Genomic DNA, 25,376 nt, shown 5'->3' on the forward strand with positions numbered 1-25,376 from the left:
TTTTAAAGTTTATCATTGATACAATTCAACCGCTATCTTGCAAAATCGGATTCAGGATAGCGAATATACTCGTGCAATTCGGTAAAATCCATGAATGATAGTCATACTCAAATTCGATTTAGCGATCGCAAGTCTGAAATCGATCTTTATCAGATCCAGCAGCTATTAAACGTTTCTGCTTTTTGGGCAAAAGGTCGCAGCATCGAAGATTTGGGCATAGCCATTGCCAACAGTGACCCTGTGATTACCGTTTGGGATGGAAAACGGCTGATTGGCTTTGCCAGAGCAACTTCCGATGGCATCTACCGCGCTACTATTTGGGATGTTGCCATCGATCCAGAGTTTCGTGGTGTTGGACTGGGAAGCAAGTTGGTGGAAACCGTTTTGAGCCATCCCCGTATGAACCGCGTTGAACGTGTCTACTTAATGACTACTCACAAGCAGCGGTTCTACGAAAGGATTGGTTTCCAGGCTAATTCCACCACCACAATGGTGCTATATAATCAACCTAACTTTAGTTCTCTTCCAGCGGAAATTCAGCTTCAGGAATCACTAGGGGGATAGATATTTGTAGCCTCCTCACATCGTCGGCTTGTCCCTCAGTGGTGGGAAAGGGAACGATTTCCAACTTTCCCGCCATCACTTCCAAAAGAGTTTGATTGAGTAATAGCTTCATTCCAGGCATGAAAATGTCTTTTTTCCCATCAGCCTCAGGCATATTTTCTTGTGATGTTATAAAATCTATCGGCTCACTTTGGGGAGCCGCATCAGTTGGCACATCTAACCAAATGTGAACGCAATCACTTGTGTGGGAAACTTTGGCAGAAATACAGATACTGCCTTCCTCCATCAGACCAATCGAAGTTTCCACCAAATTTACTAAGACTTGTCGTAGCCAAAAAGGGTCTGCAAAAATATAAATTTCTGGGTCTGGTGGTATCACAAGTAAGGGAAAATTGCGGTTTTCCGCCAACATATAAGTTAAGTTGTGAACTTCCTGCAATAGTTCCGCTAGTTTTAAAGGCTGAATATTTAATTTGTTCGTACCATGTTCGATTCTGGCAACGCTGAGAATTTCATCAATCAGTTTTAGCAGCTTCAGCGCTCGCTCGTGAGCTTGAGCGATAAATTCTCGTTCTTCTTCTGGATTTTCACATAAGTTAGACAAAATTAACTGATGCAAGCCAATTAGACCATTGAGGGGCGATCGCAATACGTGAGTCGTTCGCGCTAAAAACCCTGCCTTAAACTGGCTGATTTCCCTTGCCATAAAATACGCTAGCTGCGTTTGCTTGATCTGTTGCAGGAGTGCCGATGTAGCCTCTTGTTCATTCACTGGTGAGACTGTGGATGAGCTAGAAGACGCCTCCCGCCGCGCAAATAACCCACTCACACTCACCCCTAATGCTAGTCCTACTCCTAAATATACCCAGTGACTCCAATTCATAATCTGGCAACAATCACGTTTTTAATAAACCATAGAGGCACAAAACAAAGTTCCGGAGTTCCCCTTTCACTCCTTTTTAACAGAGTCCTCCAATCCTGAATTTCTAGCTACAGATAAAAATTCTTCTATTTCTGACCCAGTTTTAAGGTTGAAGAGAAAACTTTGGAATTGTTTACACACAGCACTGAGCGGGAACACTGCGATGTTCCTGACTCTTACTACTCTTGATGATTCAGGAGCATCCATCTGACAAACCAAGCCTACTTAAGCAGGTTTAGTCTGGTGAACTTAGATTTGCCTGCCTCCAGATGCACCCTTTTATATGTTGATAAGCTCTTGCACATCTTGTTTGCACATTTGGTTAAGGGATAAAAAGTATAGGTTTAGATAAATTCACTACATCCTACACCCTTATCACAACCAAAAATACGCAATCTAAATGTGTTTTAACTTAACAGTAAAGCGGTAAGCCTAACAAGCTTCTACTGAAGCTAAAGGATGTAGGACAAAACGGGAACTTTCATTCCCATCCAATGTCCATACTATGTATAAACAAACGTAGTTAAGTTGGGTTAGATGCCGTGCAGCGTTACCGAAGTATTGCTCAAAGTAGGGCAAAGATGGACAAGCGCCTCATCCACCTTAAAAATAGTGCCATTCAAGTAGACAACTCAAGTAGACAACAGACCTGTTTCGGCAAAGAGCATAGTTGCCCTAGGCAGTCGCCCCATACAGAAAATACTCTTTTATCTACTGAACCCAAGGCTTAAAGCTCTACCTTTATAGCACCTTGCCGTAAAATTTGCCAATTCTTTCCAGTCCATTTAACAACAGTGGAAGGGACACCAATTCCTCGTATCTCGTCTTTAAGTTCCGTCGCCGCCAGAGTCAAAACATCGGGAAACTGTGCCGAAATTTCTAACATTGTTTGTAAGGGGGGCTGACCTGATAAATTAGCACTGGTGGTTGCCAGAGGACCTGTTTGTGTCAAAATTGTCTGAGCAATCCTACAATCAGGCACTCGAATCCCTATTGTCATGGAGTCAGTCGGCTGACCCTTTTGGGTGTCTAAATCTCCATCAGGAATAGAAATCATCGCTTTTGGTACACTTGCTGAAGCAGGCAACACCAAAGTCAGCGCTCCTGGCCAATATTTCTTGGCAATTGTGTGCCAAATGTTATGCTCATTGTCATCACCTGTGACAAAAGACCAGACTTCTTCCGCACTGGCTGCCATTAATATTAAAGGTTTATCGCGACTCCGCTGCTTGGCTGCGTAAATTAAGCCTGCTTGTTCTGGTAAAGCTGCCAGTGCGGGAACAGTATCTGTGGGAAAACTTATTAATTGACCAGCACATACACCAGCCACAAGGGCGTCTAGGGAAACTTGCATCAAGAGAACTCAGAATTCAAAACTCAGAACTCAGAATACCTAATTATCAGTGGAAAAAGGAAGAAAATTTTCCTATATTAACGGGGACTGGGGACTTGGGACTGGCGACAGTTATCAGTTATCAGTTATCAGTTACCAGTTTTCAGTTATCAAGTACCATGCTGGTACTGTTCACTGTTCACTGTTGACTATCCCTAATCCCTAATCCCTAATCCCTAATCCAAGCGCTATATTACGTACTTTTTTTATATGCTAGGGCAAAGCGCTCAATACCAGCGAAATCTTGGTGAATCTGAATATTGCAATAACTACCTTGATTTTGCAACATTTCTTGCACGGTATCTGCTTGTCCTGCCATCATTTCAATCAGCCACACCCCACCGGGTCGTAAATAGGTGGGGGAAACTTCTACCAAATGGCGGATGCAATCCAAACCATCAGCACCCCCGTCTAAAGCGAGATGTGGTTCATGGTTAACGACTTCAAGTTGTAGGGTAGGTATGATGTTGGTGGGGATATAAGGCGGGTTAGACACCATGCCACTAAACTGACCCTTGAGCGATTCCAGAGGTTGCCACCAAGAACCTTGATAAAATCGAATGCGCTCTCCAAAACCTAGATTTTGGGCGTTTGCCATTGCAACCAGAAGCGCCTGGTGACTGTAATCAACAGCGTGAATGATTGCTTTCGTGAAAACATCTGCCAGTCCAATCGCGATCGCGCCACTACCAGTTCCCAAGTCAGCCCAGTGTCCTTGTTTTAAAGATGGATCTGTCCCACTAACACTTGCAGCGACAGCTAAATCTATCAAAGACTCTGTTTCTGGTCTGGGAATCAAAACCGCGTTGGATACAGCAATTTTATACTTTCGCCAGGGAGTCGCTCCAGCAACATATTGTACTGGCAAATGTTCATTTAATCGCCGCTGCCAGAGTTTGTCTAAATCTTCTAAAGATAACTCTAAAGCAAGCTGACTTCGGTCTTTAAATGATTCCAAACGCAATGCTAATCGGTCTAACCCAGCAACTTCTTGTAGTAACCAATCTACTTCAGCAGGTGAAATTCCAGTGGCGATCGCAGATTGAATTGCCGCGTTCCGCCACTGCCAAAGTTGCAAACCAGTTACTAACGACTGCTTCTCCCTCATGCCTCTACCCTAAGGCATATTTTTCTTATTTTTTAGGAGCAGGTGCAGAAGGTTTGGCAGAGGGGGTTTGATTCGGAGCAGAGCTACCAGGCTTTGCATTATTTCGCTTGCTAATGACATACTGCATACTTTCGGTAGATGGCACTATAGATACTTGGCTAAGCCAAGGATCATTTTTATCCCGCATAGTTTTAATAACTCCGTCTATGTCCACAACCTGAATTTCAGCCTTGGGAACTTGTTGCTTGACTTGGTTCAACAAACCTTGAGCGTCTTTTTGACTTAAAAACAGAGGAATAACTTCCTTGTTGTCAGTTTTCCGTTTAACGGATACATACCCCTTGTCTGGCGACCTAACGATAAAAACAGGCACACTGGGGAACTGCTTAACTTCTTTACCACTTTGGCGCAGCAATGTCACTGCCCCGTCTAGATCCTGCTTTCCAGGGTTAAAAGCAAACACGAGGTTGTCTGGTTTCTTAGCATTTTCTCGAAGTCTTTGATAAATCATCCCCAAGGGTACAGGTGTCACTTGCAGGCTTTTTAACATTTCTGCCATTTTCGGGTCTTTGCCTTGCACATTCTGCAGTTGGGTGATAAAAGCCTGAGCGTCCTGTCCATTCATGAAAACATCTGTCACTGTGGCTTGCTTCTTTTGCGCGTTTTGTCCATTTTGTCCATTTTGCGCATTGACAGTACGAGTTAAAGGTACACCTTGGTTGTTAGTAATCAAAAACACTGGTACTGGGTCTAATTTTTCTTTAATTTGTTGTTCTGTCAATGCGAGCACTGGAGCATTCCCGCTAAAAACCGTTGCCAGCAGAGTACTCCCAACTAAACTCAATGTTGTGCCCCAGCGAACTAATGAATTCATGATTTCTCCTCGCATCAATACATCTAAAATCAAGTCTGACAAATAGTTGGATTTGCACAGCACCAACTAGTCTTAGTTATAGTACCTTCTTTACCAATTGACTGTGCTGTTTTTGGTGTTTCAATTTCGCCTTAGTAAAAATTGCACTCAAAGTGTAGATGCCTGCTGTATCTTAACAAGATCGGCGAGAAATCTTCTCTTTACCGTAAGGCATCATCTGCCATTTTATTGGCTTTCTCACCTATAGTTGACGACAAGAAATATTAAATCGTTCCTGCTACTGCGGCTGCAAAATGTCTCAAGATTTACAGATTTTTGCATTTTTGCGGTAACTCACTGCTTAAAAATAACTGTGGCTAATAGAGAATAATAAAAGCACAATGCAGCATCATTACAGCTTCCGGGAAAATATCCAATTTATGTGTCCATACACTTATAAATCAAACTAACAGTCCAAAAACACGCAAATGTTGACTTTTTATTTGATTTTTTGATAATTTTTGCAAAAAAAACTATATTCTTTTATATCTGTATTCTTTGGTAATTTACATTACCAAATTGAGATGATAGGATTTGTAGACACCCGACAGAAGCGACTGCGTGCTTCCTATGCCCTGGAGGTACACTTTGCGCTCAGCGAGATCCAAACTCATATTTACAAACTCATATTTATAAGTTCTGCGCACGTGCCCTGTCGGTCTCCAGCGTCTGGGACACGAGAAGGGCTGGTAAGTATCTAACCAGATATATATTATGTAAAAAAACCTAGACCAGTAAATTGATCTAGGATTTCTTCATTAATATTTATATATCGGGATGACAGGATTTGAACCTGCGGCATCCTGCTCCCAAAGCAGGCGCGCTACCAAGCTGCGCTACATCCCGATTACAGAAGCTAACTAACCTTTACTTGTTTATTACACTAATAGTGCTTGTTTATTAAACTAATAGTGCTTGACTTGACTGACTTGTGTAACTTTTTAGATTAGCTTTCTAATCGTACCACGCTTTTTATTTTTTGCCAACACCCTGCTTTGTCAAGCTTTGTGTAGCATATTCTCACCTACTGCAAGCAAGTAACAACCGCTTGTTTGTTGTAATTGGAAGTGATGCAATTGACACTCCCCTGGGTGAACAAATTTTGCTATCGCTGATTTGTTCGTAAAGCCAGGGGATTCTACATTCATCGTCAAAACTTGCCACTAACAGGTTTGCACCAGCTAGAGTAGAGGTTTCAACTCCTGTAGCGTTACTTCGGAAATGCCCTTCCCTAGTTTTTTGTCTTTTTAGATGTTCGTCCTACAATTAAAGTTTCGCAAGTGCTAAAGCGTTAGCTTTGCATACGTGATGTTACTGTCTTTCACATCTGTTCCGTTACTTGCTTATATTTAATCGTACTTTTCATTTTTGCTCATTCGTACGTTTTTGTCAATTGACTGTAGGCTTTAGCCTACCTTGTGGCTTTCATCCCCGCAGCTATTGCCAAGGGGTTTTCAGCCTACCTTCTTATAAGGAATTACCGCTTTTCGCTCTATGGCAAACAGCGTCTTAATACTGAAACCTTAAAATCCTAGCTGAGTTTGTGGGAAAAGCTACTGTGTTCATTTAAAAATTAATGAGGATACCAAAACATACCTTTGATGCCTTCTGGGTCGGACATGAAACCCAAAGTCCGGTAGAAATCTACAACATGGGGGTCAGCAAAAAGAGTAACATTGCTAATTTCTTCACTCCTAAGCTTTTTGAGTACATATTTCATGAGAGCCTTACCCAGTCCTTTACCTTGAAATTCCGGATGAACTACCACGTCCCAAATTGTGGCATTAAAGGCATGATCTGACGTCGCACGGGCAAAACCAATAAGTCGCCTTTTGTTTCCTCGCACTTGCCACATAGAGGCTACGAGAAAACTATGCTCAATAGCTTTTTTCACTTTTCGCAGAGGACGACGCGACCAACCGACTGAATCACATAGTTCCTCTAGTTCATACAGGTCGATATCTCGCTCCGTACTAAAAACTATGCGAGTTTCCTGCTGTTGAACTTCGCCAACACTATTAGAGCTTGAGTTACCAACAGTTTCCACTGCATACTCTTCTAAGGGTGTTGTTTTGGTTGTTGAGGTAGCTTCTGATGTACTAAACCAAGTTTTCCAAAAACCCATGCCAACGCGGTTCGGGTACTATAACTGAATTGGTTACTACTGAGAAGAGTGCTGATTCACGGATCACCGAACTACCCACCTTTTATCCCTCTTACACAGACAGTTTTTTGTGTTTTTGCGGGATTTTGAATGACAGTAGTCAGCAAGAGTGTGTCTCACACTAATCTCTTTCAACTTTAGCATTTTGTTGTAGAGCCAAGGAGAAATTCACTAAAACAGAAGTATATGAAAGTGAATTGTCCATCAGACTCTGGCTTGCGACATACGTTGTTGGCAAGATGAAGCGGGGATGAGGGAGATGAGGGAGATGAGGGAGATGAGGGAGAGTGGGAGAGCCAAGAGAAAATTTCTCGCTTCGGGTATGCCTCCGGCACGGCTGAGTGCTTCGCACACGCCAAGGGCGAACGCCGTTCAAAGCAGCGTGCACGTTCAGCGTTCAAAGCAGCGTGTCCGTGCCTCCTATGGCTTCGCCACGCCAAGGGCGAACGGAGGAGCAACGCTTACGGCGAAGCCGTGCCGCACCGCGAGGGACTCAGCACTCAGCTGTGCCGAAGGCTTAGCGCTTACGCAGTCGCTGGGTCGGGAAACCCTCCTGCATACCGCTGTCTCACCGTGTCTGAGTCTCAGCCAAGCTTCCCCTGCTTCCCCTACTGCCTGCCTGAACGGGGTACGATAGGAGTATGGCAACCATAGAAATCTTGGGCGTTCCACACGCATACGAGCTAACGGCTCCCACGGACTATCCCCACACCTTAGTTTTTATCCACGGATGGCTCAATAGCAGTGGATACTGGCAACCTGTGATTTCCCGGTTGTCAGATGATTTTCAGTGTCTTTCCTATGATTTGAGAGGTTTTGGAGAGTCGCAGTCTAGGTTAAAAACTGATTTTAGTCGAGAACAAACTTATTTCAGCTTAAGTGATAAATCTAGTCGTGCGGTTGTTAATCCCTTTGATTCTCCTTATACTCCGGCTGCCTATGCTCACGATTTAGCAGATCTCCTGCAACAATTAAACGTTAAGAGTGCTTGGTTGGTTGGTCACTCTTTAGGAGGCACGATCGCTCTTTGGGGTGCTGCCCAAATGCCTGAATCTGTCAAAGGTGTGATTTGTATTAACTCAGGTGGTGGAATTTATCTTAAAGAAGCGTTTGAGCAGTTTCGAGCGGCAGGTCAGCGGTTTTTGCAACTTCGCCCGAAATGGCTTAGCCAAGTGCCTCTGATTGATTTACTGTTTACCAAAGCGAGTGTAGCACGCCCCTTGGAGCGCAATTGGGCGCGTCAGCGGGTGATTGATTTTGTTGTTGCAGATCCAGAAGCAGCTTTGGGAGCACTGCTAGATTCTACAACAGAAGAAGAAATTAACCGCTTGCCTCAACTTGTTTCTCAACTCAAGCAACCGATTTATTTCCTTACTGGTGCGGAAGACAAGGTTATGGAACCCAAGTATGTGCGGCATTTAGCTAGCTTTCACCCTCTTTTCGGCTACTGTGGTGACAATGTTATCGAAATTCCTGATTGCGGGCACCTAGCCATGTTGGAACAGCCGGATGCGGTTGCTAATCACATCCGCTCTCTAATTGTTCAGTACTACAAAGCAGAGGAGATGGGGGAGATGAGGGAGATGAGGGAGATGAGGGACTAATATTCTCCTCATTCCTGTGATCACCCTTGATACAACTGCATAACTTGGGTTAACGCTAGCCTAGACTGAACGCTAAGGACCAGAGGAGAGGTATGACCTCTGTTGAGATGGTCAGCAGCAGCAGCGCCAATCATCGCGGCATTATCGGTGCAAAATTTTAGGGGGGGGAATAGTACGCGTAGGTTGTGAGTTTCTGCGGTGCGTTGTAACTGTTGTCTTAAACCACTGTTAGCTGCTACACCCCCACCAACAGCAATCGTGGAAAGACCGTAGTCTTGGGCACAAGCGATCGCCCTTTTGGTGAGCGAGCGTGCTACAGTTTCCTGAAAACTAGCCGCTACATCTGCCGTTGGCAAAGACTGCCCATCTTTTTCAAACTGCTGCACTAACCGCAGTACCGCCGTTTTTAACCCACTAAAACTGGCATCATACCGATGATAGCCGCCACCTGGTAAGGAGATTTTCCCTTCTGGTAAGGTAAAAGCTTGGGGATTTCCCTGTTTTGCTAGCCTGTCAATTGCTGGTCCGCCGGGATAGCCCAAATGCAACAAACGGGCAACTTTATCAAAGGCTTCACCAGCAGCATCATCACGAGTTTCGCCCAAAGTCTCGTACACACCACAATCCTTGACGTAAATCAAGCTTGTGTGTCCACCGGAAACCAGTAAGCTAAGGAAAGGAGGCTCTAAGGTTGGCTCACTCAAATAAGTTGCGTAAATGTGACCTTCGAGGTGATGAACTCCCAAAAATGGCTTGTTGTGTACCATTGCTAAGGTTTTGGCGGCAGTTAACCCAACCAACAGCGCCCCAACTAGTCCCGGGGCACAAGTCGCCGCAATCCCATCAATGTTGCTCCAGTCTAATTGTGCTTGTTCCAAGGCTTGGGCGATCGCCTCATTTATAATTTCTAGATGCTGGCGGGATGCGACTTCCGGCACCACTCCACCATACTGCTGATGGACTGGAATTTGCGAGGCAATAATACTAGAACAAACTTCACGATTGTTAACAATCGCCACGGCGGTTTCATCACAGCTAGTTTCAATTGCCAAAACGGTTGCCATTGCTAAAAAAATGCTAAGTTCTGAGTTTTGATAGAGAGAGTGTTGAGTCAACCGTGGTAAGTTCTGAGTCAGAAGAATCTGGAATTGGTTTTGAACCGAAAAACTACGTGAAAAACAGAAAATTTTTGACTCAAGACTCCCCACTTATGGCTCGGCGCTCCCAAAGATTTGTTTGAGAAGCTTTAACTTTTATTTACTTCAACTTTACTCGGTTCACGGGCAAGAGATATGATGACTTGCTAGTTATGCAAATCAGGATTGTACAAGCCGCCTCGTTTTGTACAAAAAACTTTTTGTTTCGTAATAAAAGGAAACAATTCCATGCGACGCTTGTTTGCTTTGATTTTAACGATTTGTGTTTGGTTCAACTTTGCCCCACCTGCTCAAGCGCAGACTCCAGGGACAGGTCTTGTGCCTTGCAGCGAATCTCCTGCTTTCCAAGAACGGGTACAAGCTGCCCGTGCTACTAACTTTGACCCTGCTTCCGGGGAAAAACGATTTGAGCGTTATTCTCAGGAGCTGTGCGGTCCCGAAGGTTTACCTCATCTGATCGTGGATGGTCGTCTCAGCCATGTTGGTGACTTCACGATTCCTGGCATTCTGTTCCTTTATATCGCTGGTTGGATTGGTTGGGTAGGTCGCACTTACCTGCAAACAAACAAAAAAGAAGGCGGTGAGGTCGAATGGAGGGAAGTCAAGATTGATGTGACAAAGGCACTGCCAATTATGCTGTCAGGCTTTACTTGGCCTGTAGCCGCCCTGAGAGAACTGCTATCGGGTGAATTAACAGCCAAGGATGAAGAAATCCCCATTTCCCCACGCTAGTGAGGATTTTAAGATTGGAAGTAAGTTAGTGGTTAGTGATACTTTTTGGTAACTAACAACTAAGAACTAACAATTGACAATTCACAATGCTCTCATTGAACTCACTTATTTAGGAGAATGATTCATGGCGCAAAATCAACCAAATTATTTGGTTCAATATCTTTCCCTGGCACCGGTCTTGTTGTTTGCCAATTTGATTTTTACCGCTGTTCTTTTGATCGTATTTAACTACTTCTTCCCAGACCTTCTTTTCCATCCGTTACCGTAGATTCTTGAGAAAAGTTAGGAGTTAGAAGTTATGAATTATGAATGATGAGTTATGAATTCATAATTCATCGTTGATATTTCATAGTTTCAAACTCCTGACTGAAAACTTATAACTTTTAACTTGACTTAAATAAGTCCTAAAGACAGTGTGTTCAAACGAGGCATACTGTACAGATGATACGAACTTGTAAATATTTCAAAATATATAAAACAGCTAAATTAATTTTTATAAACTTCAATAGCAACAATGAAATTTAGCTACCAGTAACAATTATTATTAATTTGAAAATCATGCCACAATTCCATCTAGAGGAAAACAGAAAATATGGCAGATATAGCAACAGCAGTAGATGCATCAAAAAATCGCCCCAGTGACGCTAGAAATCGCGAAGTTGTCTTTCCTGAAGGGCGTGATCCGCAGCGGGGTAACCTGGAAACACCGATTAATGCTTCTCCCCTAGTCAAGTGGTACATTAATGCCTTGCCTGCTTATCGCCCAGGGCATACACCTTTCAGACGAGGGCTAGAAATTGGTATGGCTCATGGTTATTGGCTTTTTGGTCCATTCGCCAAATTGGGTCCTCTGCGCGATACGGCTAATGCTAACTTAGCTGGATTACTGGCAACCTTAAGCTTTGTTGTCATTCTGACGGGTTGCCTATCTCTATATGGCAATAGCAATCCCCCTCAACCACACGTTACTGTCACTACACCCAACCCTCCAGATGCTTTTAGATCCAAAGAAGGTTGGAACGGCTTTGCCAGCGCTTTCTTAATTGGTGGTGTTGGTGGTGCAGTAGTCGCTTACTTATTAACTAGCAATTGGGGTTTAATTCAAAATCTGTTTGGTTAACGAGTCAGCTGAAGGATGAAGTGTGTAGACGCCCTGAGGGGGCTTTCCGATGGTAGGGTAGTACGAAGTGAAGTATTGAGTATTTCAGCCTCGCTCGTTCATCCTTGAGACTTTATTCGGTCATGAGTCCTTAGTTGTAAGCGATTAGATTAAGGACACATGATAAAAAATAAAGGACGCAAAGAAAAGGTTGACATAGCTTTTTCTTGGCGTCCTTATATTTGTTCTTTTACCTTTGACAAGAGAATAACGAGAGAGTTTTACTCCTGTCAGATGGTACAATAGATGTGGCTGGTCGAGACGCAGTTAACTTTGCCTGACCATAAAAATTGGAGGATTAGACGCTTTACGCTCTGGATGTAGTTGTAGCTAATCCAAGCACGCCGCAAGCAAAAGTAGTGTATTAACGATAGGCAAGCTTTTGAGAAAAAGAAAGTAGCCTGGATATTGCCTTGACCTACCGACTAGAGGCAATTTGTATCGTCTAGAAAGTAGGAGTACCGTCCTAGTACGAACATAGCTACTAAGATAGCGAGTGCCTTCTCAAAGAATTATCCTGGCTGTCTTCATTTAGAAGTGTCAACCAAAGATAGCCGCTTCGATTGTATTTAGAGCAGTTTCAAAATCGTCATTAACGATTTTCAGATCAAATTCATCAGCGGCACTTATTTCTTCTTCAGCGCGGTTTAGGCGACGCGCGATCGCCTCTTCTGAATCTTGTGCGCGACCACGTATCCGTTTCTCTAATTCACTCATAGAAGGCGGCAAAATGAAAAGGCTGAAGGCGCTAGGATAAGAAGCACGAATTTGTCGTGCCCCTTTTAGCTCAATTTCCAGCACAACGCACTTGCCAGAGCGAACTTGGTTAATCACGGCTTCCCGAGGAGTACCGTAATAGTTACCAGCAAATTCTGCCCACTCCAGTAATTCGCCAGCAGCAACCAATTGTTCAAACTCTCGACGGCTTACAAAGTAATAATCTTTGCCGTCAACTTCCCCCGGGCGAGGAGAACGAGTGGTCACAGATACAGAATAATGCAGTTCTGGATGACGCTGTAGGAGCGATCGCATTAAAGTGCCTTTGCCAACTCCACTCGGACCGGTCAAGATAATCAGCTTGCCCACAGGTGGGCATTCTTTAGTAGTAGCAGCACTTTTGGTAGATATAACTTGCATTATCCGCTTTTTGGAGTGAATTAATCAGTAGATACTATTTATTAGCCATGAGTTAGGATGACTCCTGACTAATAAAGTTTTGTAGTCTGGGTGACATAAAACCAGTTTAATTCACATGGTACTGCTGGTATAGCGCAAACAAAAGTGGGGCTATCAACCTACCTTGAGTCAATTATCTACAGCTTGGTGATGATCGCGCGTAATGACAAAGCGATTCGCTACCGTTTCTGGCTGAATCGCCGAAAGAATAACGTGACTGGAATCAGTGATAATGACAGCCCTAGTGCGGCGACCGTAAGTTGCGTCGATCAGCTGACCGCGATCGCGTGCATCGGTAATGATCCGTTTAATTGGGGCAGACTCTGGACTGACAATGGCAACGACTCGGTTGGCAGACACGATGTTGCCAAAGCCGATGTTGATTAACTGAATGTCCATAAAAAACTGACGCTAAACGCGGTGTGAGAAGCTTTGAATGAATTATTTTCCATGTTATCCACAAAAAATAGGAGTTACAACGCTTAAATTCACGCCAGTCTTCGTTTTTAACTAACAAATGCTTTTTTTAGCAATTTATTAGCCTACTTTCTTCAAAATCTACCCAAAGGTATAGGTAAAGCAAATGTCTATCAAGCAAAAAACTTGACATAAAGTACTGGAAAAATACTTAATATTAGAAAACGTAGACGCAAGAGATGAGGCAGCGCGAATGACGGCTTTCCCGACCCAGGCGACTGCTCTCCCGCTCTTGCGTGCCGCAGGCTACCGCTCCTGAGCCAAGAACGCGCCCGGAACAGAGGAATATTTATTAAGTGCAAGTTTATAGAGAATTGGTATCAACTGTCCCGCTTGACTTGTAATACCATTTTGGATTTTAAATTTTGGATTGTGTTCGCTTAGCTAGCTCCGACAGAAGCCCCACACTGTAATGTACCCCCAAGCGTGTGAGATGAATGGCGGTCTTGGACGAAAGCATCCGACGCATTGTCCCCTAAAAATCAGCCAGCCTTACTGAACACGAATACCCGTCTTGGAACACAGATCCACAAAACACTCGTGTGGCTGATTTTTTCGTGCGGTGAGCGTGTAGGTAGTTCACCATCTCGAAGAGTTGCAAAGGAATAATGCTGGTAAGATACTAGAGCGTACCTAGGGGAGTTTGTGCGCGATGTTTGCCCAAACCTTGGTGAGCTTTCCTAACAAAGTACGATCGCGATACGGTACTTGTGAAATGACTGTATATGTTAGACCTTCAGATAATTCCACAGGCGATTGCACGGAGCGCGGGCACTGGCACCTTTGCAATCGCAAAAAGCCTTCTGTATTCACAGCAATCGTTGGTCTCGGGAAGTAGATTTCCTTGGGATAAGCCAAAGCTGGAATCAAGTTTGGCAAATCTGACACCACTGTGTATGTTTGTACTATTTGTTGACTCTACCCAAAGATAGGTGCTAAACTAAAAATAATTTGGTATCTACAAGGCGAACGTTTGAGGGTTTGCACCTGCTCGTTACCTGAAATTTCCCATCCCTGACCGGTGTAGCGGTCAAATGCCAGTACTCGCCAGAAACCCGCGCCTAGCAATGGTGCAAAGCGCCCGCCCCTTTGGGGTGATCGCACTCGCATAACGACTTTGGGTTTCATCACACCTTGGAGGTTTTGGCTCATGGAGCTATTGAAACCGTAATAAAAATTATCATTGAATAGCCAGTAAAAAGTAAAAAAATTTGAAGGTAATTTTTGATTTTTATCTTGTTCCCAGGCAAAGCCTGAGAACAATTTTAACGGCTGCAAGCCGAGGCGTGACCGATACTCTAGAACGAGGGTTGGTAGGGCAATTGCAAAGCAGCGCAGTGCCCCTTGGGCAATCGCTAAAAATAATAGCAGCACTGGGGCAAATGCAAAAGTTTGCGAGAGCGTAGCGACAACACCCAGCAGAATCAACCCGATGACAATTGAGTATCCCAAGTCTTTGCGGCGAGGCATATCAAAACTGTGAAATACTTGGAGTTGAATTAATAACTCCGCTAAAGCCAGCCGCATATCATTCAACTCGCCAAACAATCGCCCAAAAAATGCCCCCAGTGCTGCTAACATTCCTATGGCGATACAGAACTTAACCGAGACATTGTGATTGTGGCGATGGTAGTAACTCTAAATCGCGCCCACCACTGAAAGCGGTACCGACCAAAGACTGAATTTAGTCTCAGCAGCAGTATCCGTCGCCACAATTGGGACAACTACCAACGCTAGCACGAGCACCCGCAAGGTAATTGAATCTTCCACTTCCATTAACGGCGAATCCTGCATATTTTGCCGCCAGAAAACACTTGCAGGTAGACGCCAACGTATCCTGGGTCTGTTAAACATTGCAAACGAGAAAGCAGTCTATGGGTATGTTAGCCAAGCGATGATATGGACGCCACAGACACAAAACAAGTTGGTCAAACCGAACTCGCAAGTCTCTTGCTCATAGCAGCTTTCTGTAGACGCCCTAATGACCGCTTGTTTAAAAATGGGTTATTTTTCCTTTCCCAGGATATTCATTTTATATCAATGGCATTTATCAACGTGGATTGCTAGCGATGGCAAGATTTATTTACATTGTGGGAACAATCACAAACAAAAGCGGTCTTTGGTCTATTTCTTTTAACTCAACTTCCAGGGTATAAGTTTGGTTTGGTTGCGTATCGTGTAATTCTACACTTAAGCATCCTGGACTCGACGAATCGGCGATCGCTTGCGAGGCATCTCCCTGGAGCTTCACAATCGCTTTAGAGGGCAACTCACTTTGAACTTTTAGCTTCGTCACTTGACCTTGAGTTTGGTATTCTACCTTAAGGCTAAGAACACCTGCACTCGTTAGCCATTGCCTTTCTACCACTGGATTGGTAGCTGAAATAGGCAGAGTCAGATTTTCTAGCAGCTGTTTTGCCGCCAGCAACGACAGCGCCATCTGTTGAGGGGGCTGTAAATCTGCGTAAGCACTCTCTAGATTCGGCATTGTTTCTACATCCACAGAACGAGAGGGAGTTCTTAGCACCAATCCGGCTAAGTCGTTCAGTGCCTGAGAATCCTCAGGAAATAAGCTCTCCACAGCAGCAACAAGTTTTGCCCCTAACGGCAGTGAAGAGGCAACGAGCGCTTGACACTTCTCCAGTAATTGCTGGAAAACTCTTTCCGGCAGTGGAATCGGCAGATTCAGCTTGGATTGCTGTGCTGCCCAGCCCCAAACCGGAACTAATTCAATCGATGGCTTGTCAAGACACTCGGGATACTCTATAAGTTGTGCTTCCCAAGGAAATAGCGGTGGATGATTTTGAATTTGACTTTGTAACCGACGTTTAAGGACGGCTTGAAAACGTTCTTGCACAGTTGGAATTTCTCCCAGTCGAAAGGTTTGGGGTATAGATTTTAACTCAAAAGCGCCACCGTTTAGGGCGGCGACGATTTCACTAAAATTTTCTACCCCTTCATTTTCCTCACAATCGACCGAGTTTGGCTCGCCTGTTTCGGCATTTTGTGCCAGCAACCAAGCGAGTAACTGGTTTTGTAAGGATTCTGAGTCACTATTCATGAGTAGATGCACCCGATCCGGAAATTAAGGAGTTACGAATTTCCCATGCTTGTTCCAGAATTTTAAACCACCGTTTTTGCAATTGTGCCATTGATAACCCTAAAGTTTTGGCAATTTTTTCATCCGCATGACCTTGTTGTTTCAACTCTAATAGAGACCGTTGTTTCTCGTCGAGCCCCGCCGTATACACTTCCCATTGCTGAGGAGTCAAGCCCAAATTTGTGTGTAAATCTGCTTCCAACCACTCGTGAACCAACTCCCAGCGATGTAATAAGGCAAACCGGATGAGATGGTATTTAAAGCGCTGCTGCAAATAATCTCGCTGGCGAGGAGTTAACCCCAAAATCGACTCAATTTCCTGCGCTGATAAATCTTGGAGACGGAGGGCGAAGTAATCAGCACAGTCTGATTGTTGCCGCTCTTCGAGATAATTCATCAGTTCAGTAACGACGACAGAGCGTAAGGTATCTTCTTGGGGTTCTGGCTCTGGTTGTGTTGCCATTGCACTTCGCAATTGCTGCACCGCTGGATCTTCCCAAGAGCCATCGGCTTCGTTACCACTACCTTCTGCCGCCTGTTCTATGTCTACGCAAGTTTCCGGCGGTTGTTGTTGGGAGAATGTTTGCGCTCGGAGAATAATCAGCTGTTGTTGACGCCCTGGTAAGGGAATTCGGCGCTTGGCATAACGTTCTGTAAATGCCATGTATTCTGCTAATTCTAAAAGGGTTTTGGGGCTATAGGTAGCACCCAGTTGGTTCTCGCGTCGGCAGGCGTTTAATGCCTCTAGGTAAAAACTTTGCAGAAAATCTTCAATGACGACGAGCCGTCCTTGATAGCTCAATTGTCTTTGAGGAGGATTGATGTAGCGATAGATAATCGCACTCAAAGTACTGTGTAATTCTACTCTGCCTCGATTGGAACCCAACTCGTAATACCTGAGACATTGTTGCAATCGATGTCGGGCTAGGCTGATTGCAGAACTTTCGACTGCACCGGTCGCTTGGATGCGCTTGCTTTCATTGCAAATTCTATAAACTTCGGCAGCAATTCGTGTTGCCACATCGCGGCAATTTTGCTCCGAAGCTTTGGTTGATTGCTGAAGCTCCTTGAAAAGGAGTTGAAATATCGCCTCTACGCCGATAGAACTTACTCCCTGAATTGTTGTGGTTGCGGTTGAATTCATAGTCCAGTGTTTAGAAAGACCCTAACATACTTAAGTACCACCTGATAACACTGTGGGTATTGGGTCAAGATTTTGCTTACAAGTCAAACGCGCCTAAATTGTGTGTTTAAGATTAGGCTGAATTTATTATTCCTGAATTTCGTTTGATTGTTTGCTCTTGATGGATGTTATTGCCTCTACCCAGTCATTAGTTTACAGGTCATTATGGATTTACAAGCACAAATTCAATTGCTGATCGACAATGCACCCCAAGATGGTGTTATACCGCAACTTGTGACAGCAATCGCTCCCGTCCTTAGCGCGATCGCACAAGAATTACGCCATTCCCAGTACTATATTCTCCAAAACATGGAACAAAGCTGGGTTTTGACTACATTGAGCGATCGCGCAAATCCACAGTTGGAAAAGCGCGTAATTTATGCTTTTCCTACAATACAGGATGTCCCACTCAGATCATCTGCTGGGCTTGACCCTCAATTGGTAGCTGCACCCATCCCTGTGATTCATATTTTGTTCCAATTGGTAGCAATGGAACCCGTAGATAGTATAGTTTTTTTTGAAACTCCTCGCACTAATACCGACTCAGTCGAAGTCCGACGAGCCGACCTGCAAAACTTAATACAACAGCAGTTGCAGCAAAACAGAGTAAAAAAAGAAATTCCTCCGGATATTGCATGAAGTGATCACGGATGAGGGATTGGCGATGGGGGATTAAGAATTATGACTTAATCCCCCATCGCGAGTCCTTATACCCTAAAAAAGCCTACTGAGGACGTAATCACCCATCTTAATTAAGCAAGCGCGAGATTCAGACGATGGGAGTTCCGCAATATGCTCCACAGCTAGCTTCGCGTGGTGGTCAGCTAACTCTTTTGCTCGCGCAATACCTTGACTGTCATGTATCAAGGATATGGCTTGCTCTAGGTCTCCTTCCTGGGCAAATTCTCTTTCTATCAAAACTTCCAGGTAAGGTTTTTCTTCTAAGGCAAACAGAACGGGCGCTGTCAGATTCCCACTTTTCAAATCTGATCCTGCTGGCTTACCTAAGATATCTGTCGAACTTGTGAAATCTAAGATATCGTCTACAATCTGGAATGCTAAACCAAGATGATGCCCATAGCCATACAAATGCTGAGCTGTTTCTTGAGAAACTTCGCTCAGTAACCCGGCGGCTTTAGAACTATTGGCAATTAAAGAGGCAGTTTTGTAATAACTCTTATTGAGGTAAGTCTCAATCGAGATGCTCGCATCGAAGCGGTTCAGTCCCTGCTGTATCTCTCCAGACGCCAAATCCATAATTACCTCCGACAGCAGTTTCACCACCTGCAAATTGTCCAAATTGGCTAAATACCAAGAAGATTGAGCAAAGAGAAAATCTCCTGCCAATATCGCTATTCTGTTGCCAAACAAACTGTGAACTGTGGGAACGCCGCGCCGCATCTCGGATTCATCCACCACATCGTCATGCACTAAGCTTGCCGTGTGAATCATTTCCGTAATCTCAGCTAAGCGTCGATGACGGGGCGTAATTTCTTGTTCGAGCATTGTCGCCCGCGAGATCAGGAGGACGATCGCCGGTCTTATGCGTTTTCCCCCAGATCCAAATAGGTGTTCGGCTGCTGCACAAAGGATAGGGTGACCATTTCCTACTAGCTGTGTCAAGTTGTCTGCTAGTATTTGCAGGTCGGCTTCCACTGGGGAAAAAAGGGAGGTGGCTGGGGTCATGGATGGGCAGACTCTGGCTTTATTTACGAAATTTTACATATCCTATACCCATTTTAAGATAAGCCTGTGCCAGCGCAAAGTTTTCATGAGTCATTCATCATTACTTTTCTTTCTTGATCACCCCTAACCAAATGCGTTACCGGAAAAACCGTCCAAAACCTAAAATTTTAGGTTTTGCCTGAAGATAGACTGGCATTGGATAATCTTCCCCACGAGTCATCGTCGAATCGGCTTTTTAGCAACTTTAGTAGTCTTCTACTTCCTCCACTTGCAGTAGTCTTAACAAAACTTTGACACAAGTTATCTTTTTCTCTAAGTTGAGAAAAAGATACTGCAGCTTTTCTATGTATATTGACGGATACAAATCATCTTTTTAATACTTATCCTTAAGAAAGGAATTAACCGAATGCAGGAGACAAAAGCTAGATATCTTAACAAAAACTTTATTTTTGGCTGCCAAATTTTTAAGTAAAGGTGAAAACAAACCCTGAAAAGTTCCTTTCCTCTTACTCATCACCTATGACACATTACTTATTTTCCTTTAAAGAATAATTTAGGCACATCTTGTATCACGTACTCTAGAAAATTTCAAATTTAGCAGAAAAATTGGCTGAAAAGTCAGGGTGGTTGTGTTACGCTAAGGTCAAGGGATTTAAAATTTTTGAGATATTCACCCCAGAAAAAAATCACCATTCGGTATTTTTACTTATCTGGTGTTGTGGCTCTGAATAGACTATCGTAGGCTGCGACCAAAAGAGTTATCTTATTGGTCACTGTCCCGGTATGCGAACCTCTAAGGTTAAAACTATGCGCTACCCGTAAGGGAAAATGCTGCACTTGTTTAGCGTAGCGAGAGCGCATACCTTGTACTACAAGGTAAAGTGTTTGCGGAAAAATGCAGACTAGGTAGACAGCTTCACCAGGAGTTCAGAATTGCTGTTTAGTAATTTGACTTCTGTTGTAGGCATAGTTTGCAAGAAAAACTGAATACAAGCGAATTTCGCAGGGAGAGATAGAACTCTACCAAACATTTTGCAATGCAAAAAACAGCTATCAACAATAAGTTTGTGTAGCTGTAGTTGTGCTAATCTTATTCGATTTTATATTCCTTAGACAGAAGTGCTGGTAGAAAAAATGATTTACGGAAAGATACCTATGATGATTTTTATATTAGCTTCTGGTTATTTGTTAGCAGTTTACTTACTATTAGCACTAGCAAAGAGAACCGGGAAAAAAACCACTCCTACAGGTGCTTCTTTGGCTTCACAAGGAAAGCGCAAGCAGGAGGTTACAGTAACGCCGAAGGTGAGTGAAGCAACAAGCCTTCATTAGTCAAGAGTCATTAGTTATGAGTTATTAGTCATTAGTAGAAAGACTTTTACTAATGACTAATAACTCATAATTATGTACTAGAAACTGCCGTATTTGTCAACTGCACTGCCTCAACTGTTGGGTTATAACCCAGCCACAGTATAGAGGACTGAGCAAATTGTTGTGGACTACCACTCACCGCGAAGCGAGTTGGCATGGGTGGGTGGCTATTTCTTAGGCTCAAGATATCTAAATCTTGGGCACAAGCCGCAACAATATATTCTGCTGGATCAACGAGCTTCACGTGTGAGGGGAGAAGCGATCGCAGTACGGGTGCAAGGTGAGGATAGTGAGTACAGCCATAGACTAAAGTGTCTATTTCCTGCTGTAACAATGGCTCCAGATATGAGCGTGCCACTTGTAGGGTGTAGGGGTCATGAATGCGGTTTTGCTCAATGAGTGGCACAAACTCTGGGCAACTTACTTGCCAGACTTGGACATCGGGATTTATTTCTAGAATAGCATGGCGATAAGCATTGCTTTTAGCAGTTGCGGCAGTCGCTATCACACCAATGCGCTTTCCACTGTTCACCGCAGCCTTTGCCCCTGGTAGGATAAGACCGAGAATTGGTAAAGAAAATTCCTCACGCACCGCCTCCAATGCCAATGCTGAACTGGTGTTGCAAGCCATAACAACCATTTTGACACGCTGCTGTTCCATCCAAATGAGAATTTCCCGCACAAATTGTATAATTTCTGCTTGCGAGCGAATCCCATATGGAAGTCGAGCTGTATCCCCAAAGTAAATAATTGATTCATTGGGAAGTTGGCGATAGAGTTGGCGCAGTACTGTTAAACCACCTACACCACTGTCAAAAATACCAATTGGGGCACGTTGGGGTGCTTCAGAAAAATCGTAAAGATTGCCTTCAAAGATAGAAGATGGAAACACAGGCAGATACTGATTTAAGATTTTGGATTTGAAGATACAGAATGTTCAGGGATTGTTAGTTGTTGTTCACTACTAACCTTCAGGTATGCCTATGGCTTGCGCTACGGCGATCGCCGCTCTTGTAGTGAACAAAGACGCTAGGCACCAAGAGTGCCTGTCCACAGAACTTACGGTGAACGCCACTTGCAAAGGGCGGGGGAAACTGCCAAGGGCACAGTGGCTCACCACTAACTACGAACCAGAGCCTTAATGTAGGAAGTTGTACTACAGACTTATCTTTGCCTTAAGTATAATAGTATACCATTAGCAATTGCCTCTGCCATTCGATTTTGGTATTCTGGGCTTCCCAGCCTAGGGTTATCCTCCTGACCAGTCATATAACCGGTTTCTACTAAAATCGAGGGCATAGAACTTTTTCTGAGAACGTAGAATCTTGCTCTGCGGACTCCTCGGTCTCTAAGGGTAGGGATACTTTGGAGAATGGTACTGTGGACGACACGAGCCAGATCTAAACCGCTGTCATAATAGTAGGTTTCCAACCCATTCACGTCCGGGCGAGCACCAACAGAATTAGCGTGAATGCTGACGAACAAATTAGCATTTGCTTGGTCTGCCATGTCTACCCGTCCCTGAAGTTCCACAAAATAGTCAGCATTGCGGGTTAGCATCACCTGTACGCCTTTTTGCTGTAAGATATTTGCTATTTTTATGCTGATAGGCAAAACCACATCTTTTTCCAGCAGTCCACCCAAACCAGGCGCACCAGAGTCTTTACCGCCGTGTCCGGGGTCAATCATAATGACAACTCGTCCATTAGGTACCGGGGGGCGTAGCAGTGGCTGCGGTAGGGGCAGAGGATTATTTGTAATTGGCGGTAATGGTCGTGGGTTTGCTCTTGGTAAGGGAGGTAAACCAAGGCGAGGAGTTAACGGAGAAAACGAGCGTCGTAATTCCAAAGACAAAAGCTGACCGGTCAGTTGGTTGAGTTGCCCAATTTGCACGCCTCCTGCTGGTTGGATGTAGACGACAACAGTACGGGGGTCTTGTTGTTGCAAGCGGACGCGCAGGACAGGGCTACTAGCATCAAAATTTGGACCTCTGACAGCACCAGCCAATTTAGCATTAGGAATGGTGATGCGGAACATACCAGAAGCCCTATCCCAACCACCATTAGCAGACAGAGGTTGGTCGCCTTTAATCAGCAGTTGCGTCCCAGAAGCAGTCAAATCCACAGACTCAATTGTAGATAGTGAGTCTGTGGCTGGTAAGGTTAGGTTGGAGTTGCGGGGGTTTCTACTCGTAAGTATGTCTGAGTTAGGAAGAGAATTACTATTATCTCTAGTATCTCTAGACAATTTCCTCGTGTCACCAGTGGGCAGAACTACCAAACCGCCAAAACTACTCATGCTGGCTTGCCAGTCGGGGCTATTTTTGTCTACCCACAGCGTCATGCGAACACCAGGTGTTGTTCTGAGTTGAGTGAATTCAACTCGTTTTATACCATACTTATTAACTCGTAGATTCTGCTGTGCGAGACGGGGTGACAGAGCTGCACCAATGATATCGATGTTAATAGCACTGTTGTCACTGCTGCGAAATGTCTGAATTTGAGGATTCCCTCCATTTATGCGGACAAACAAACCGTCACCTGTAACGCGTAGGTTCTCAATTTGAGCCAATCCTTGAGCATTGCTAATAATTGTTTGTTTTTGAGTTTGTCCTTCAATAGTATTGACAACTGTGTTTTTATTTGCTACAGAGTCAGTATTGACAACTGTGTCTTTATTTGCTGTGGAGTTAGAACCAGGTCTCACCACACTGTAAATATTGAAAGAACTATTGGAAGAAGATGGAGCGACTTGTTCAAGTTGTGGCGTTGGTAATTGTACCATCCAGCGACTGGCAGTTCTCCCTTCAAATTTCACTTCCTTTGGGTCAAGGGTATAACCTGGAGTGAGTTCGATGACTATACGAGTTGTTTGTCCGTCAAACTGACTCACACGGACAGTGCGAATTGCACCACCAGCCACTGGCTGAACGAACGGCGGACGTCCATAGTCAGTTCCTGGCAAATCAATAACCAATCGCGTCGGGTTGAAGATGAGTTGCGCCTGCGGTTGAACCGAACCTTCAGTGTTGATTTCCAATCGGTTTAGATTGGCATCAAAACGCCAAGATTCGAGTTTCGCTGCTTGAGCTGGCGACATTACCATGAAGATAGCAGTAGTTGCAACAGTACCAGGTAATAACCAGTTTATTTTCACAGTGTTTTCTCCTGATTTGTATTGATGAGAGCCGTTATGATTTGAGAAGCACCCAGAACTCAGAACGAGAGAATTCCCCCAAAGTAGACACCGAAGGATTCAGTAACGCAATTCGTAAGCAAACAAATGCTTGCTTCTCCCCTCGTTGACGTGGTGCAGGCAGATCCAAAGGGGTTGCCCGCGCCCTAGGAACAACAAAACGGGCTTGTGACTTCAAGCCTGCCAGTCGCACAGAATCCCAAGCTGTACGCCCTATGTGAACAGTGCCGCTAGGCGTACGGCCACACTTTGTCAAGCGCGTAAGCTGCTCGCAAAGCCAGGCACGCCTAGCGTGTCCTCCGGACATATTCTGACTCCTGAGATCTGAGTTCTTTGTTGGTCAACGTTTCGGTAAATCCTCACACTGTCACCGCTCAAAGCTAAGCTGCAAAAATGTTGTTAGCTCGTATATAGATGTTAATAGCGCTCAACCGTGGCATGATCCTCTGATTTTTGTATGCTTTTATGGCATAGAAAATGCAGTTTGCGTGCGCATTATTTTACACCAATATAAAAATAATAGAGCAGTCAATCTTGGTCATTTCTACTTAACTCCGTTAAAATTTTATATTAAGTTGTGTGACTCCTAGATATCTTAGAGGGTCTTAACTCATGTGGTAAAGAGAGCATATTGTCTGGAGTAAAATCCTGGGCACAGCGTGATGCTGCAAAGGAGCCACCCAAAGGGCGATTGTCCATGTGCCCTGACCTTTGGTCAATCGCATCAACAAATGAACTAATTTTGTCAAAAATTATACTTAAGTTTTTATAAAAAGAGTAGTCTACAGGTAGCTAGCGTTCCGGTGTAAGCCTGTAGGAGCTTGAATAAGTCGCCAATATATTAGCTATACTTATTTAAAGTTAGTCATTAAGCGCGAAAACAAACGGACTAACATGGATGATTAATTAAGAATTTTCTTAATATACACGTAGGAGCGGCTAGCTCCGCGCGTTACGCCTGTGGACAAGTAAGAGCCGTCTCTGTTGGTAGAAGCACGCCCAGTAGACAAAGTAGTTGTCGTGGATAACTATCGATAAGTTCTATGTAGCAGGTTAGGAACGCAATACCTTGCGCCTGTAAACGGGTCTGACTTTTCACGTCATTTGGAAAAACCAACGCGAAACCTAACCCCCCGCCCCCTTCCCGCTCTAGGGAATGGGCTAAGGTAAAAGCCTCTCAATCATCAGAACAGAGGAATAGAAGCGAGGTTCTCCAGATAAGAGTGAAAAGTAAGATAAACGGGTAAGGGTATGAAACTCCTACTGGCATAGCGTGGCACAAATCTGCCGCTTTTGTACAGGTGTAGAACTTTGGGATACAACGTAAGATTGCATTGGTTATCGTTTTTGCAAATTGTCTTATCGCCAACGTATTGCTTTATAAGCTTGCATACTTACAAAGTGAAGGTCGTCAAGATTGATACTCCCCACGGCTAAAAGCCGGGGGATTCTTGAAGAGTCCACAAACGAAC

23 protein-coding genes, 1 tRNA gene and 1 pseudogene are annotated in these 25,376 nt (G+C 44.2%); 8 read left to right on the forward strand and 17 right to left on the reverse strand.

Going from position 1 to position 25,376, the window contains the following annotated elements:
• Window positions 1–90 precede the first annotated feature (90 nt).
• Entirely contained in the window at window positions 91–564 is a 474-nt protein-coding gene (locus tag AACT52_RS25450) for a GNAT family N-acetyltransferase (protein WP_073633827.1), read from the forward strand.
• Here AACT52_RS25450 and AACT52_RS25455 read toward each other — a convergent pair.
• The 7 genes from AACT52_RS25455 to AACT52_RS25485 all read right to left on the reverse strand — a co-directional run bounded on the left by AACT52_RS25455 (window position 515) and on the right by AACT52_RS25485 (window position 7,465).
• On the reverse strand, window positions 515–1,447 hold the full coding sequence (locus AACT52_RS25455) for a sensor histidine kinase (RefSeq protein ID WP_073633828.1): 933 nt from the start codon (window positions 1,445–1,447) through the stop codon (window positions 515–517). The genes AACT52_RS25450 and AACT52_RS25455 overlap by 50 nt on opposite strands.
• A 766-nt stretch (window positions 1,448–2,213) precedes the next feature.
• Complete coding sequence (locus AACT52_RS25460) at window positions 2,214–2,843, reverse strand: L-threonylcarbamoyladenylate synthase (protein WP_073633829.1); 630 nt, start codon at window positions 2,841–2,843, stop codon at window positions 2,214–2,216.
• 229 nt (window positions 2,844–3,072) lie between these two features.
• Window positions 3,073–3,987: a peptide chain release factor N(5)-glutamine methyltransferase gene (gene prmC / locus AACT52_RS25465; protein WP_073633830.1), complete on the reverse strand. Its 915-nt coding sequence runs from the start codon at window positions 3,985–3,987 to the stop codon at window positions 3,073–3,075.
• 25 nt (window positions 3,988–4,012) lie between these two features.
• The gene (locus AACT52_RS25470) at window positions 4,013–4,861 is read right to left on the reverse strand and encodes a Tic22 family protein (protein ID WP_073633831.1); all 849 of its coding nucleotides are present in this window, start codon (window positions 4,859–4,861) and stop codon (window positions 4,013–4,015) included.
• Window positions 4,862–5,672: 811 nt separating this feature from the next.
• Window positions 5,673–5,746 (reverse strand) — tRNA-Pro (locus AACT52_RS25475).
• A 727-nt stretch (window positions 5,747–6,473) separates the two neighbouring features.
• Entirely contained in the window at window positions 6,474–7,025 is a 552-nt protein-coding gene (locus AACT52_RS25480) for a GNAT family N-acetyltransferase (protein WP_073633832.1), read from the reverse strand.
• A gap of 176 nt (window positions 7,026–7,201) precedes the next feature.
• Window positions 7,202–7,465: a hypothetical protein gene (locus tag AACT52_RS25485; protein ID WP_143172879.1), complete on the reverse strand. Its 264-nt coding sequence runs from the start codon at window positions 7,463–7,465 to the stop codon at window positions 7,202–7,204.
• A 240-nt stretch (window positions 7,466–7,705) separates the two neighbouring features.
• On the opposite strand from AACT52_RS25485, the gene AACT52_RS25490 reads away from it, so the two are divergent.
• Window positions 7,706–8,668 (forward strand): alpha/beta fold hydrolase, encoded by a 963-nt coding sequence (locus AACT52_RS25490; protein WP_073633834.1) that lies wholly within the window; start codon window positions 7,706–7,708, stop codon window positions 8,666–8,668.
• A gap of 20 nt (window positions 8,669–8,688) precedes the next feature.
• Here AACT52_RS25490 and tsaD read toward each other — a convergent pair whose 3' ends face one another.
• On the reverse strand, window positions 8,689–9,732 hold the full coding sequence (tsaD, locus tag AACT52_RS25495; RefSeq protein ID WP_073633852.1) for a tRNA (adenosine(37)-N6)-threonylcarbamoyltransferase complex transferase subunit TsaD: 1,044 nt from the start codon (window positions 9,730–9,732) through the stop codon (window positions 8,689–8,691).
• A gap of 321 nt (window positions 9,733–10,053) precedes the next feature.
• Between tsaD and AACT52_RS25500 the strand changes: the two genes are divergently transcribed.
• The 3 genes from AACT52_RS25500 (at window position 10,054) to AACT52_RS25510 (ending at window position 11,677) form a co-directional block, all read left to right on the forward strand.
• Complete coding sequence (locus tag AACT52_RS25500) at window positions 10,054–10,557, forward strand: Photosystem I reaction center subunit III (RefSeq protein ID WP_073633835.1); 504 nt, start codon at window positions 10,054–10,056, stop codon at window positions 10,555–10,557.
• 124 nt (window positions 10,558–10,681) lie between these two features.
• On the forward strand, window positions 10,682–10,825 hold the full coding sequence (locus tag AACT52_RS25505; RefSeq protein ID WP_073633836.1) for a Photosystem I reaction center subunit IX: 144 nt from the start codon (window positions 10,682–10,684) through the stop codon (window positions 10,823–10,825).
• Between the two features lie 333 nt (window positions 10,826–11,158).
• Complete coding sequence (locus AACT52_RS25510) at window positions 11,159–11,677, forward strand: photosystem I reaction center subunit XI (protein WP_073633853.1); 519 nt, start codon at window positions 11,159–11,161, stop codon at window positions 11,675–11,677.
• A 579-nt stretch (window positions 11,678–12,256) separates the two neighbouring features.
• Here the strand turns inward: AACT52_RS25510 and gmk are convergent.
• The 5 genes and pseudogenes from gmk to hetZ form a co-directional block, all read right to left on the reverse strand.
• Complete coding sequence (gene gmk, locus AACT52_RS25515) at window positions 12,257–12,853, reverse strand: guanylate kinase (protein ID WP_443216668.1); 597 nt, start codon at window positions 12,851–12,853, stop codon at window positions 12,257–12,259.
• Between the two features lie 168 nt (window positions 12,854–13,021).
• Window positions 13,022–13,291: an extracellular matrix/biofilm regulator RemA gene (gene remA, locus AACT52_RS25520; protein ID WP_017319267.1), complete on the reverse strand. Its 270-nt coding sequence runs from the start codon at window positions 13,289–13,291 to the stop codon at window positions 13,022–13,024.
• Window positions 13,292–14,044: 753 nt separating this feature from the next.
• Window positions 14,045–15,223 (reverse strand): annotated as a pseudogene (locus AACT52_RS25525) (DUF3488 domain-containing protein); the annotation flags it as partial.
• A gap of 229 nt (window positions 15,224–15,452) precedes the next feature.
• Window positions 15,453–16,430: a PatU gene (locus AACT52_RS25530; RefSeq protein WP_073633840.1), complete on the reverse strand. Its 978-nt coding sequence runs from the start codon at window positions 16,428–16,430 to the stop codon at window positions 15,453–15,455.
• The gene (hetZ, locus tag AACT52_RS25535; protein ID WP_073633841.1) at window positions 16,423–17,613 is read right to left on the reverse strand and encodes a heterocyst differentiation protein HetZ; all 1,191 of its coding nucleotides are present in this window, start codon (window positions 17,611–17,613) and stop codon (window positions 16,423–16,425) included. The genes AACT52_RS25530 and hetZ overlap by 8 nt, the downstream gene beginning before the upstream one ends.
• Window positions 17,614–17,817: 204 nt before the next feature.
• Here hetZ and AACT52_RS25540 point away from each other — a divergent pair, with 204 nt between their 5' ends.
• Window positions 17,818–18,291, forward strand: a complete 474-nt coding sequence (locus tag AACT52_RS25540; protein WP_073633842.1) for a hypothetical protein — start codon at window positions 17,818–17,820, stop codon at window positions 18,289–18,291.
• A 75-nt stretch (window positions 18,292–18,366) separates the two neighbouring features.
• Here AACT52_RS25540 and sds read toward each other — a convergent pair whose 3' ends face one another.
• Window positions 18,367–19,338: a solanesyl diphosphate synthase gene (gene sds / locus AACT52_RS25545; RefSeq protein ID WP_073633843.1), complete on the reverse strand. Its 972-nt coding sequence runs from the start codon at window positions 19,336–19,338 to the stop codon at window positions 18,367–18,369.
• Window positions 19,339–20,472: 1,134 nt separating this feature from the next.
• On the opposite strand from sds, the gene AACT52_RS25550 reads away from it, so the two are divergent.
• On the forward strand, window positions 20,473–20,670 hold the full coding sequence (locus AACT52_RS25550; protein WP_073633844.1) for a hypothetical protein: 198 nt from the start codon (window positions 20,473–20,475) through the stop codon (window positions 20,668–20,670).
• Between the two features lie 70 nt (window positions 20,671–20,740).
• Here AACT52_RS25550 and murI read toward each other — a convergent pair whose 3' ends face one another.
• Window positions 20,741–21,601: a glutamate racemase gene (murI, locus tag AACT52_RS25555; protein WP_073633845.1), complete on the reverse strand. Its 861-nt coding sequence runs from the start codon at window positions 21,599–21,601 to the stop codon at window positions 20,741–20,743.
• 85 nt (window positions 21,602–21,686) lie between these two features.
• Here murI and AACT52_RS25560 point away from each other — a divergent pair, with 85 nt between their 5' ends.
• Window positions 21,687–21,851 carry a hypothetical protein gene (locus AACT52_RS25560; RefSeq protein ID WP_158054775.1) on the forward strand — a complete coding sequence of 55 codons (165 nt, stop codon included), beginning with the start codon at window positions 21,687–21,689 and terminating at the stop codon, window positions 21,849–21,851.
• Between the two features lie 22 nt (window positions 21,852–21,873).
• Here AACT52_RS25560 and AACT52_RS25565 read toward each other — a convergent pair whose 3' ends face one another.
• Window positions 21,874–23,865, reverse strand: coding sequence for an N-acetylmuramoyl-L-alanine amidase (locus tag AACT52_RS25565; RefSeq protein WP_073633846.1), 1,992 nt, complete (start codon window positions 23,863–23,865; stop codon window positions 21,874–21,876).
• A gap of 34 nt (window positions 23,866–23,899) precedes the next feature.
• Entirely contained in the window at window positions 23,900–24,211 is a 312-nt protein-coding gene (locus AACT52_RS25570) for a hypothetical protein (RefSeq protein WP_073633847.1), read from the reverse strand.
• Window positions 24,212–25,376: the final 1,165 nt, after the last annotated feature.

Source organism: Scytonema sp. HK-05 (genome assembly GCF_963872035.1).
In the GTDB taxonomy this organism is placed as follows: Bacteria; Cyanobacteriota; Cyanobacteriia; order Cyanobacteriales; family Nostocaceae; genus Kalymmatonema.